This window comes from Gordonibacter massiliensis (ex Traore et al. 2017) (assembly GCF_019731765.1).
GTDB classification, from domain to species: domain Bacteria; phylum Actinomycetota; class Coriobacteriia; order Coriobacteriales; family Eggerthellaceae; genus Gordonibacter; species Gordonibacter massiliensis.
Genome location: NZ_JAASIO010000004.1, coordinates 320,776 through 332,682 on the forward strand (window position 1 = coordinate 320,776; position 11,907 = coordinate 332,682).

The window sequence follows — 11,907 nt, forward strand, 5'->3', positions numbered from 1 at the left end:
TCAGAGCCTAAAAACTCTGGCCTTTTTTATTGCATCGACGCGTCGAATGTGGGTCCTCGGGTATTCACCATGCCGTCCGCCTCACGGATGTACGTCTCTTTTTGCATCACGAAATAATGGCCGTAATCGACGTTAAGGTTCGTGCGGCCCGCGGATCGCGACGTGATGGTGAAGCCCCCTCCTTTCGCTTGCCGGAAAGTGCCATATCGGTCCCGCAAGTTCTTTTGGGTAACATAGCTGATGCCGCGCTCTTCGCGCTATTTCTTGTAGCTCTTTGCCAATCGGCATGGTTACATCTTGCCTCCGCATAGCAGTTGGTATTTGCAAGGAGCCTCACGCAGGGTTGCAGTTCATATGCGTGGGCCCCTTTCTTTATTCTGACGTTTTTTCCGAGCTTCTTTCTTTGACGACTCCTTTTCCGATGTTTCTTTTGAACTGCTGCTTTTGACGAATTTATCGTATCTTTTATCAACCAAGCTTCGTACAATTCCGGGAATGACATATGAATACAAGGAGATGCAGGCGACCACCAAACATGCGGTAGATGCAACGCTTGAAGCAAAAGACACAATTCCATCGTTGGAAGAAAATGCTTGGTACAAGAGGATGAAGCATAGCACCGAAGCCAACAAACCAATCACGATTGAAACGGCAGAGCTAAAATCGTTTCCAGAAATATAAAAAACGTCTCTGTTGATTGAATCTTCAAGCCTTTCGATAAGTCGAATTCCTTCACTTCTTTTGTCTTTATCGGCGATGGCACTGACTGATTCTTTGCGCTTCTCAAGTACTTCAATTTTCTTCAAAACCCTCGTTGCCTTGTCACGAGAGTATAGGCCGGATATTATCGCTGCTCCTATTACCGCAGAAGCGCTGATGATGGAAATTGCAACGTCCATAATGACTTCCTAAATCTAGGCTTTTCTATTACATTAGCGGCCGAGCGCAACATCGCGTTACAGTGCGCTCTTCTTGGCGGCTTTTCTGCCAGGCGCCCTTCCAAACGTATAATATAAAACCATTAAGGTAATATTAATACGTTTGAAGGGAATACATGGAAGAGGGAATGACGCGCAAGGGGTTTCTGGTGGCAGCAGCGGCGGCGAGCGCAGCGGCTTTGGCGCCGACTGCGGCATTTGCGGTGGAGCCCGGGGTGGAGAGTCAGATCGGCAAGATCGACGTTGAGGCTGTTGAAGGCGTGGAGGCGCTCGCAGGGAGTGGGTGGGCCGAGGCGGCAGAAGCGGGTTATCCGATTGACGTCGTTAAATCGCATAGCGGGCTGCACTCCATGAATGCGCCCGGCTACTTCGTCTTCACTGGGTGGGACCCAGAGAACGATTGGGTTGGCGACTTGGGTTTCGGATTTTTCAACAACGAGTTTTTTGTGAGATCGCAGCGGGTTGATCTTTGGTCGCAGGAAATCAGCATCAACGGCGAGCGGATCGTCGATTGGATTATCGAAGAGGGGAGGTCCGGCGCCTGGAGCTATCGGAAGTACGCGAATGGGACAGCGGAGTGCTGGATTCGCCGGAGTTACGATGTGCCCATGTCGGCTTGGTCGGCGTCGAGCTTCTACCCGCAGGGATATTCGGCGAGCGGGGACTATTGTGCTCAGGTTGATTATCCGTTTGCGTTCTCAGAGCCTCCATGTGAGACGTTCAGTATGCTTGGAGTTGAAGGTGGATGGTGTGAGGTGTTTTCGCACTCGATTCGTCCGAACACTGCAGCGACCTCGGGATATTATCAAGTGTATCGCACGAGCCTACCAGAGGCGATGACGATCGGGTTGAATTATTCGCTGAGCGTTCGAGGAACAATCTCCTAGCGTTTTTCCCCGACTAGTCCAGCACGGGGCTTTTCAGGTGCACGTACCATTTGGGCGGGTCGCTGTGCTGGTAGGGCACCTCGTAGTAGAGGTTGGTGTAGTGCTCGCCGTTTATCGCTATGTGCTACTGCGTGCCGGTGCCATGCCGGTCGCGCAGGGGATGCGAGTCGAGCACCTTCACGTCCCACCGCCGACAACCCATGATTATCCTGCGGGGTTCGACCTTGCCGCGCTCGTCGGTGCACGATATGACTTTCACGTACTTCTTCATACCGTATATGATACATGCGTTCGTAGATTTGTAGCTGACGTTGCGCGAAACTTGAAAAGCCGGACATTGCCGGTTTCGATCCGCCCCGAGAAACACCACGGCCCCGCCAACCAGGCGGGGCCGTTTTCGTGCTTGCGCCGTCGCGGGAGGGAGGATGCGGCGGCGCGAGGGGAGGGGTTGTCGGTTACTTGCCCAGGTACTCCTTGGCGTCCTTCACGGCCAAACGACCGGAGTTCACGGCCCACGCGGCCTGCGAACCGGGGGCGAACTTCACGTCGTAGGAGTCGCCGTACAGGCCGCCCGCGTCGGATCCGCCCGCGTACAGGCCGGGGATGACCTGGCCGTCGACGTCCAGAACCTGGGTCTTCTCGTTCACCTTGATGCCGCCGCACGTGGTGTAGAAGCCGTCGGCCGTCTCGCAGAGCCAGTAGGGGCCCGCGTCCATCTTGTGCAGGTACTTGGCGCGCTTGCCGAACTCCGCGTCGGCGCTGGGGTCGTCGCCGTCCAGGCCCGCGGCGGCGTCGCAGTAGCCGTTGTACTGGTCGAGGGTCGCCTGCACGGCCGCGGCGTCGAGCCCGACCTCCTTGCATACGGCCTCGATCGAGTCGCCCACGTGGCAGCCCTCGGCCTTCTCCAGCACTTCGCGCGCCTTCGCGAGCGGCGTTCCGGGCGTGCCGAACGAGAACACCTGCCCGTCGGGGCCGTCCGTCTCCCAGCGCTTCATGTCCGCTTCGGTGAACAGCGCGAACGTCTTCTCCTGGTTGCGTACGCAGATGCCCGCGCCCGCGAAGTCGTCGAGCCAGAGGTCCTCCTTGCAGAAGCGCTCGCCTTTCTCGTTGAGCCAGAGAGTGGGCTGCACGCCGGCGGAGTACGCGTCGGTCGTCCACGTGGCGGTGACGGCGCCGATGGTGACCGGGCCGCACCACATGACCGTGCCCAGCCCCTCGGCGAACTCGGCGCCGGCGTCCTTGGCCATCTTCAGGCCGTCGCCATTGCGGCAGTCCATGCCGAGCGCCTGGATGTTGGCGTTCTTCGTCTCCGACACGCTGTAGAGCATGTCGGAGTTGTTCGCGTAGCCGCCGGTGCCCACGATGACGACGGGCGCCTCCACCTTGATGACGTCGCCCTTGTCCGTCTCGGCCAGAAGCCCCGCCACCTTGCCGTTCTCCATGACTATCTTGCGGCCGAACGTGTTGAAGCGCGCTTCCACGCCCAGCTTGTCGGCCTCCTTGCCGAAGCACTGCATGAAGTAGCCGCCGGGGCTGGCGTTGTCGCCCTTGTCGTAGACGTGCCACACCTTCGGCCCGACGCCGATGGAGATGTTGCCCTCGAACTCGATGCCGTGGTTCTCAAGCCAGTCGATGGTCTCGGCCGTCTGCCCGAAGAAGTTCTCGTAGAGCTTGTGCTGGGGGATCCAATGGTGGAAGTTCAGGCAGGTGTTGATGGCGTTCTTCACGCCGTAGGGAGCGTTGGGGTTGTACGCGCCGGCGAACGTCACGCCGCCGTCAGCCTCGGTGAAGTGCGTTTCGAGGCCCGTCATGCCCTCGGTGCCGATGAACGATCCGCCGTAGCCGTTCAAACGCTCGATGACGACCGGCTTCAGGCCCAGGTCGATGGCCTGGATGGCCGCCGCCGTGCCCGTGCCGCCCGCGCCCACGATGCACACGTCGGCCTGGATGGTCTCCTTCGGCTCTCCCAGCTCGGGGATGCTCCAGATGGCGTCGACCTGCGTGCTTTCCGCTGCCGGACCGCTTGCGACGGCGGGCTCGGCCTCGCCGGCTTTCGGCTCGGTTTCCTTCGGCGAGCAGCCGACGAGCGCCCCGCCGGCTATGCCGGCCGTGAGCACGCCGGCGCCTGCGAGGAACGAACGCCTGCTCAGGTTCTGCGTTTTCTCGAACATGGAAAACCTCCTTGACGAAATGCCCCGCGACAGCCGGTTCGACGCCCTGCGCCGTTCCGGCACCCCTGCGGGCAGCCGCCCTCCTGCGGCTTGGGTGCAGTATGTGCCTTCGCCGCGTCGGCCCGCAACGCTTTCGGGTTGAGCGAAAAGCTCAAGGTTGAATCGGTTGGATACAACCGGCCCTCGAAGAGGTGGCGTATAATGGAGTGGCTGCACGAAAGCGCTCAGAAGGGGACGGGAGGGGTCCTGCATGCTGAACGACAAGTGCGACTACTTCATCTTGGCGTACGACTCGCCGAGCTTCAGCGCGGCCGCCGCCAAAGTGCCCATGTCGCCGCAAGGGTTTACGAAAGCCATCCACAATCTCGAACGCGAGCTGGGCGTTCCGCTGTTCGCCACCGAAGGCGACGGCACCCGGCGCCCCACGCCCTACGCGCACGAGTTCTACGAGTACGCCAAGCACGTGCAGGCCGAGCGCAACCTGCTGCAGGCCTCCTTCGAGCGCATCGCCTCGAGCGGTTACGTGGAGATACGCGTGGCGTCCGCGCTGGGGGTGCCGGGGCTGCTCGGCCCCGACTTCCCGGGAGGGTTCGCCGCCCAGCATCCCGACGTGTCCATCACGCTCAACGAGCTGCCGGACTCCCTGTGCGAGGCCGTCGTGCGCGACGGCCTGTACGACCTGGCGCTCACCATAACGCCCACCGGGGGAGACTTCGCCACCTGCGAGCTGTACTCCTCGCCGGTGCTGTACTGGGTGCGCCGCGACGACCCGCTGGCCGCCAAGGAGTCCATCGACGCGCGCGACCTGGCGGGCCGCCGCATAGCCATACCCGGCCGCGAGTTCAAATGCTGCCAGCAGCTGTGCAGGCGCTTCGAGAGCGAGGGACTCGGCCAACCCGCCATAGTCGAGCATTCCGAGATATTCTGGATCTACGAGTTCGTGCTGCACGGCGGCGGCGTGGGCTTCACGCTGCCGCACCTGGCCAAGCTCGAGGTGTTCAACGGCAGCGACGACGTGGTGGCCGTGCCCATGGAGGGTTGCGCGTGGGGGTTCGGCGTGTCGCACCTCAAGGCCCGCACCATGGGCGAGCGCGAAGAGGAGTTCGCCGCGTACGCGGCGAACTGCGCGCGGGAATCCACCGCGCGCCTCCGGACGTGACGCCCCCGTAGGCACGTCTCGCGCGTTGCGCGCGTTTTCCCGCGTATAAAGAGCAACCCGCTTGCGCGGGTTGCTGCGAAGCTGCGCGGCCGGCGTGACGGGAAGGGCTAGAGCGCCTTCCCCCGCAGGTACGCGATGATGTCGTCCGACTCGTACATGGCCTTGCCGCCCATCACGAGGCAGGGCACCTGCTTCTTGCCGCCGATGCGGATGAGATCGTTCTGGTTTCCGGGCTGGAGCGTGTCGCGCATGTCCAAGTTGATCTTGTTATCCTGCATGAAACGCAGGACTTTCTGGCAGTAAGGGCACGATTTCTTGTAGTAGAGGGTGTGGTCTTCCAGGTAAGGCATGGGCGTTCCTTTCCTTATCGCTCGCAGAGGCTCTTTCGGCGATAACTATATGAACGGAAGCTTAATCATAATCGATAACCGGCCGTTTTTTGCGTTCAGCAGGCAAATCGTTTAAGAGTAGTACATATATTAAGAAAATATGATGGTGCGGTCCAAGGCGGCCCGGCGCACCCTTCACGCACGACGCTGGCGGCGGAAGCTTTCGGCCGCGCGAACGCCTGGCAACTAATTTTCAAAAACTGCTTCATATTTTTAAAAAGTATGGTATTATTAAAAGTTTTATATCGAAAAGATAAAAAAGCCGCATCCCTTCGGGGATGCGGCTGGCACATGCTGGTGCGCCCGGCAGGACTCGAACCTGCAACCGACGGATTAGAAGTCCGTTGCTCTATCCATTGAGCCACGAGCGCGTTTGGTTCAGCACCGGTATTATACCGTAAAACGCCTAAGCACATATGGAAGAGGCGGGAAAGGTTCTCGAACTATTCCCTGCGGAGAAACCGCACGTGAAAAACTACATTTTCCCATCACGCCGACCGGGGAAGACGCTTGCGCGGCCCGCGGGCGCTCCTGGGCGCCGGACCATCGATGAGCCGTTTGCGCCAGGAATGCATGTTTGCCCCCGTTTATGCATTCCAATTTATCAGCTTTCGCGGCGACGGGGGAGCGGGGGCTCGCTTCGAGGTGTGAAAAGCGTTGTTTCGTTCGATTCAGCGCTCTGTTGTGGCAAAGCAAATGTGATGAAACGGTGAATTTTGAGGTTGTTAAAAGCTACCGTTCACCGAAAAAGCACCCGATATCAAACGGGGTACGGTTTTGTTGCGGAAATGTGGTTGCAATTCGAATCGAACCGTGAGATTTTGGGCCTATCGAACGGGCAGACGGTGCGCAACGGCTGCCCTCGAGTCTGAAAATCTGGAAAATGCATAAAGAAAAGGAGGGTTGCAATGGCTGGTGTCAACGTTAAAAGCGAGATCAAGCCTTTGAAGCGAGTCCTGCTGCACCGCCCGGGCCGAGAGCTTCTGAACCTGACGCCGAACACGCTCGAAGAGCTGCTGTTCGACGACATCCCGTTCCTGAAGGTCGCCCAGGAGGAGCACGACGCGTTCGCCCAGGCTCTGCGCGACAACGGCGTGGAGGTCGTGTACCTCGAGGACCTCATGACCGAAGTGCTCGACCAGAACCCCGATGTGCGCGAGCCGTTCCTGAAGCAGTTCATCGAAGAGGCCGGCATCCGCACCGACCGCTACCAGAAGATCATCTTCGACTACCTGAACGACAACTACCCCAACAACAAGGACCTCGTGCTGAAGACGATGGAGGGCATCAACCTCACCGAGCTTCACACCGACAAGTCCAACTCGCTGGTGGACCTGGTGTCCGAGGCCTCCAAGATGGTCGTGGCCCCCATGCCGAACCTGTACTTCACGCGCGATAACTTCGCCATGATCGGCAACGGCGTGTCCATCAACCGCATGTACTCCGTCACGCGCAACCGCGAGACGATCTACGGCGAGTACATCTTCGAGTACCATCCGGACTTCAAGGACGTTCCGCAGTACTACAGCCGCTACAACACGTTCCACATCGAGGGCGGCGACATCCTCAACCTCAACGAGCACGTGCTGGCCGTGGGCATCTCCCAGCGCACCGAGCCCGACGCCATCGACGCGCTGGCCCACAACATCTTCAACGACGACACCAGCCCCATCGACACCATCCTGGCGTTCAACATCCCGAACAACCGCGCCATGATGCACCTCGACACCGTGTTCACGCAGATCGACACGGACAAGTTCACCATCCACCCGGGCATCATGGGCCCGCTGACCGTCTTCGAGATCACGCCGGAAGGCGACGGTATCAAGGTCAAGGAGACGTCCGGCAAGCTGGAGAGCATCCTGGAGACCTACATGGGCCATCCGGTCGAGCTCATCCCCTGCGGCGGCGGCGACCGCATCGCGGCCGAGCGCGAGCAGTGGAACGACGGCAGCAACACGCTGTGCATCGCTCCGGGCGTCGTGTGCGTGTACGAGCGCAACGACGTGACGAACGCCGTGCTCGAGGAGAAGGGCATCAAGCTCATCGTGATCCCCTCCGCCGAGCTGTCCCGCGGCCGTGGCGGCCCACGCTGCATGAGCATGCCCATTTGGCGCGAGGACTAGTTTCGCACGGGTCCGGCCGCCGGTCGGACCGCAACCCTTTGTCTTTTCCAGCCGAGAGGGGGGCCTTGGGTTCCCCTCGAAGGCTGAAAAGAGGCGGGCGGTTTCAACTTGGCGACGCCCGCCTGCACGGTTCGCACGAAAGAAAAAACTTGGCAAAGAACGACGAAAGGAATGAATTATGCCCACGAGCCTGAGCGGACGCAACTTCCTGAAGCTGCTGGATTTCACGCCTGACGAGATCCGCTACCTCATCAAGTTGTCCAAGGAGTTCAAGAACCTGAAACTGACGGGTACCCCCCATCGCTACCTCGAAGGCAAGAACATCGTTCTGCTGTTCGAGAAGACCTCCACGCGCACCCGCTGCGCCTTCGAAGTCGGCGGCATGGACCTGGGCATGGGCGTCACCTACCTCGATCCCGGCAGCTCCCAGATGGGCAAGAAGGAGTCCATCGAGGACACCGCCCGCGTGCTCGGCCGCATGTACGACGGCATCGAGTACCGCGGCTTCTCCCAGGAGATCGTCGAGGACCTGGCCGCCAACGCTGGCGTGCCGGTGTGGAACGGCCTGACCACCGAGTTCCATCCCACCCAGATGATCGCCGACATGCTGACGGTCGAGGAGAACTTCCCCCAGGGCCTCAAGGGCCTGAAGTTCGTGTTCATGGGCGACGCCGAGAACAACGTGGCTAACTCGCTCATGGTCGTGTGCGCGAAGCTGGGCCTGCACTTCGTGGCCTGCGGCCCCGAGGCCCGCATGCCGAAGGCCGATCTCGTGGCGCAGTGCCGCGAGGTTGCCGCCGAGACCGGCGCCACCATCACGCTCACCGAGGACGTCAAGGAAGCCTGCACGGGCGCCAACGTCATCTACACGGACATCTGGGTGTCCATGGGCGAGCCGGCCGAGCTCTGGGCCGAGCGCATCAAGCTGCTGGAGCCCTACCGCGTGACGAAGGAAGTCATGGCCATGGCCTCCGACGACGCCATCTTCATGCACTGCCTGCCGTCGTTCCACGACACGAAGACCACCATCGGCGCCGAGATCGCCGAGCAGTTCGGCGTGACCGAGATGGAAGTCGAGGACGAGGTCTTCGAGTCCAGCCAGTCCAAGGTGTTCGACGAGGCCGAGAACCGCATGCACACCATCAAGGCCGTCATGTACGCCACGCTCTCCTAAGTAAAAGCACCGACGAGGAAAGAAGGAGATAGCTATGGCATACCAGAAAGGCGAAGGCAAGTCCGTGGTCATCGCGCTCGGCGGCAACGCCCTGGGCAACACGCCGCAGGAGCAGCTGGAGCTCGTGAAGAACACGGCCGAGCACATCGTGGACATGGTGGCCGAGGGCATCAACGTCGTGGTCTCCCACGGCAACGGCCCGCAGGTCGGCATGATCAACAACGCGTTCGACTACGCCTCCACCCACGACGGCAAGACCCCGGCCATGCCGTTCCCCGAGTGCGGCGCCATGAGCCAGGGCTACATCGGCTACCAGCTCTCGCAGGCCATCCTGAACGAGATGAAGCGCCGCGGCATCATGCGCTCCACGGCCTGCGTCGTCACGCAGACGGTGGTCTACCCCGAGGACCCGGCGTTCCAGAACCCGACGAAGCCCGTCGGCGCCTTCCTCACCGAGGAGGAGGCCATGAAGCGCGCCGAGGAGACCGGCTACACCTACAAGGAAGACGCCGGCCGCGGCTGGCGCCAGGTGGTGGCCTCCCCGAAGCCGCAGCGCATCGTCGAGTTCGACGCCATCAAGGACCTCATGGACGACGGCTACATCGTCATCTCCACGGGCGGCGGCGGCGTCCCGGTCATCGAGAAGGACGACAGCTACCACGGCGTGCCGGCCGTCATCGACAAGGACCGCTCGTCCGCCAAGCTGGCCGCGGACTTCCGCGCCGACATGCTCGTCATCCTCACGGCCGTGGAGAAGGTGTGCATCAACTTCAACACGCCGGAGCAGAAGGAGCTCGACTCCATGACGGTGGCCGAGGCCGAGAAGTACATCGAGGAGGGCCAGTTCGCCCCCGGCAGCATGCTGCCGAAGGTGGAGGCCTGCATCGAGTTCGTCCAGCAGCACCCCGAGGGACGCGCGCTCATCACGTCGCTCGAGTGCGCCGCCGACGGCCTGAAGGGCAAGACCGGCACGGTCATCACGGCTTAGTGTTTCGCGGCGGCGGGCGCGGAAGCGTCCCGCCGCCGCTTTGGGGTATCCGCGAGTTGGGCGGTTATGCTTCCGGCCAGCCCGTTTAGGTTTCTCGTTCGCCAAACGTATTCACCTCGATCCTCTTATAAGGAGGGGTTCTCATGACCGAGAAAACGAAGGAAAAAAGCAGAAAGAAGCGATCTATATCTTCATTCACCATTCTGGCTATCATCCTCATCGTGCTGGCTGTCATCACGGTGATCATGGGTGCGACCGGAGTGGAGGGTGTCACGGGTGCGACGATCGCCAACGTGGCGACGGCACCGGTCAAGGGCTTTACCGACGCGTTGCCCGTTTGCCTGTTCGTCCTCGTCTTGGGCGGCTTTTTGGGTATCGTGACGGAGACCGGGGCTCTCGACGCCGGCATCGCGGCACTCGTGAAGAAGCTGAAGGGCAATGAGCTCATCCTCATTCCCATCCTCATGTTCATCTTCTCCATCGGCGGCACGACGTACGGCATGTGCGAGGAAACGGTGCCGTTCTACCTGCTGCTGGCCGCCACGATGGTGGCTGCCGGCTTCGACAGCGTCGTCGGCGCGGCGGTCGTCCTGCTGGGCGCCGGCTGCGGCGTGCTGGGCTCGACGGTGAACCCGTTCGCCGTGGGCGCGGCCGTCGACTCGCTGTCCGGCACGGGCATCGTCGTCAACCAGGGCACCATCATCATGCTCGGCGTGATCCTGTGGCTCGTGACGCTCGCCATCTCCATCGTGTTCGTCATGCGCTACGCGAAGAAGGTCAAGGCCAACAAGGGCTCCACCATCATGTCGCTGCAGGAGCAGGAGACCATGAAGGCCGAGTTCGGCGAGGCCCAGCAGGAGACCGAAGACGCTGAGGCGAACCCGAACAAGAAGCTCATGACGGGACGCCAGAAGTGGACGCTCGTGGTGTTCGCCCTCACGTTCGTCGTCATGATCGTCAGCTTCATCCCCTGGGAGGACTTCGGCATCGACGTGTTCAACGCCGGCGCCGCTACGGAAGAAGTGACCACGCAGGTGAGCGGCGACGATATCTCGGCCTCGTGGGCCGACGCCGCAGACGCGGGCGCGGTCGACGGCGAGCTGACGTTCACGGGCGAGGTGTCCGGTACCGTCACCGCCGAGGAGCAGATCTCCGACGGCTGGTCCGCGTTCCTCACGGGCGTGCCGCTGGGCCAGTGGTACTTCGACGAGGCCACCACGTGGTTCCTGCTCATGGCCATCGTCATCGCCGTTATCGGCGGTCTGTCCGAGAGCCGCTTCATCAAGGCGTTCATCAACGGTACCGCCGACATGATGAGCGTTGTGCTGATCATCGCCATGGCACGCTCCATCACGGTGCTCATGGGCGAGACCGGCTTGGACATCTGGATCCTCGAGAACGCGGCGAACGCGCTGGCCGGCATGTCGGCGATCATCTTCGCGCCGCTGTCGTTCCTGCTCTACATCGTGCTGTCGTTCCTCATCCCGTCGTCGTCCGGCATGGCTACCGTGTCCATGCCCATCATGGGCCCGCTGGCGAACTCGCTCGGGTTCTCCACCGACGTGATGATCATGATCTACAGCGCCGGCAACGGCCTGGTGAACCTGTTCACCCCCACGAGCGGCGCCATCATGGGCGGCCTCGCGTTGGCCAAGATCGAGTACTCCACCTGGCTCAAGTTCGGCGGCAAGCTGTTCATCATCCTGGGCGTGGTCTGCGCCATTATCCTCACGGCTGCGATGGTGATCATACCGGGTGCGGCTTAGGCGTTGGCCATGTTAGGCTGACGTAGCGCTCGCGCACGGAACTGCACTTCGAATCCCCCGCTTCGGCGGGGGATTTTTTGTGCGCGCCCCGTCGCGGCGATCCGCAAGCACGGTGTCTTCCGCAGGGGCGGGCTGCCGCACACCTGCCCTCCATATCAACGTTGGTTTGACATAGGGCGTCTGTTTCCGCTGTTAAACCAGCATTAACATTCCGCGGGCCAGCGCGTTGTCATCCTGAGCGAGCGGAGCGAGTCGAAGGATCCCGTGCGGTGGCCACCGCAAACCCATTAGGGTGGCACCCCACCGGCT

The 11,907-nt window shown here is 61.2% G+C and carries 10 protein-coding genes and 1 tRNA gene; 6 read left to right on the forward strand and 5 right to left on the reverse strand.

The genetic code is table 11. The annotated features are described in order from the left end of the window. Nucleotides 1-350: 350 nt before the first annotated feature. Nucleotides 351-899, reverse strand: coding sequence for a hypothetical protein (locus HCH03_RS07380; protein WP_221688971.1), 549 nt, complete (start codon nucleotides 897-899; stop codon nucleotides 351-353). 155 nt (nucleotides 900-1,054) lie between these two features. On the opposite strand from HCH03_RS07380, the gene HCH03_RS07385 reads away from it, so the two are divergent. After that, nucleotides 1,055-1,825, forward strand: coding sequence for a hypothetical protein (locus tag HCH03_RS07385; RefSeq protein WP_221688972.1), 771 nt, complete (start codon nucleotides 1,055-1,057; stop codon nucleotides 1,823-1,825). Between the two features lie 124 nt (nucleotides 1,826-1,949). Here the strand turns inward: HCH03_RS07385 and HCH03_RS16620 are convergent, their stop codons facing one another. Together HCH03_RS16620 and HCH03_RS07390 are read right to left on the reverse strand one after the other, a co-directional pair. Then, on the reverse strand, nucleotides 1,950-2,084 hold the full coding sequence (locus HCH03_RS16620; RefSeq protein ID WP_281421087.1) for a hypothetical protein: 135 nt from the start codon (nucleotides 2,082-2,084) through the stop codon (nucleotides 1,950-1,952). Between the two features lie 196 nt (nucleotides 2,085-2,280). Next, nucleotides 2,281-3,996: an FAD-binding protein gene (locus HCH03_RS07390; protein ID WP_221688973.1), complete on the reverse strand. Its 1,716-nt coding sequence runs from the start codon at nucleotides 3,994-3,996 to the stop codon at nucleotides 2,281-2,283. Between the two features lie 250 nt (nucleotides 3,997-4,246). Here HCH03_RS07390 and HCH03_RS07395 point away from each other — a divergent pair, with 250 nt between their 5' ends. After that, nucleotides 4,247-5,155, forward strand: coding sequence for a LysR family transcriptional regulator (locus tag HCH03_RS07395; protein ID WP_221688974.1), 909 nt, complete (start codon nucleotides 4,247-4,249; stop codon nucleotides 5,153-5,155). Nucleotides 5,156-5,262: 107 nt separating this feature from the next. On the opposite strand, the gene HCH03_RS07400 is transcribed toward HCH03_RS07395, so the two are convergent. Then, nucleotides 5,263-5,505: a glutaredoxin family protein gene (locus tag HCH03_RS07400; RefSeq protein WP_080143372.1), complete on the reverse strand. Its 243-nt coding sequence runs from the start codon at nucleotides 5,503-5,505 to the stop codon at nucleotides 5,263-5,265. 334 nt (nucleotides 5,506-5,839) lie between these two features. Continuing rightward, a tRNA-Arg gene (locus HCH03_RS07405) sits at nucleotides 5,840-5,915 on the reverse strand. Between the two features lie 537 nt (nucleotides 5,916-6,452). Here HCH03_RS07405 and arcA point away from each other — a divergent pair. The 4 genes from arcA (at nucleotide 6,453) to HCH03_RS07425 (ending at nucleotide 11,598) form a co-directional block, all read left to right on the forward strand. Then, on the forward strand, nucleotides 6,453-7,670 hold the full coding sequence (gene arcA / locus HCH03_RS07410) for an arginine deiminase (protein ID WP_080143371.1): 1,218 nt from the start codon (nucleotides 6,453-6,455) through the stop codon (nucleotides 7,668-7,670). 178 nt (nucleotides 7,671-7,848) lie between these two features. Then, nucleotides 7,849-8,844: an ornithine carbamoyltransferase gene (gene argF / locus HCH03_RS07415; protein WP_080143370.1), complete on the forward strand. Its 996-nt coding sequence runs from the start codon at nucleotides 7,849-7,851 to the stop codon at nucleotides 8,842-8,844. A gap of 34 nt (nucleotides 8,845-8,878) precedes the next feature. Further along, entirely contained in the window at nucleotides 8,879-9,832 is a 954-nt protein-coding gene (gene arcC, locus HCH03_RS07420; protein ID WP_221688975.1) for a carbamate kinase, read from the forward strand. A gap of 143 nt (nucleotides 9,833-9,975) precedes the next feature. Continuing rightward, nucleotides 9,976-11,598: a YfcC family protein gene (locus HCH03_RS07425; RefSeq protein WP_080143368.1), complete on the forward strand. Its 1,623-nt coding sequence runs from the start codon at nucleotides 9,976-9,978 to the stop codon at nucleotides 11,596-11,598. The last annotated feature ends 309 nt before the right edge of the window (nucleotides 11,599-11,907 follow it).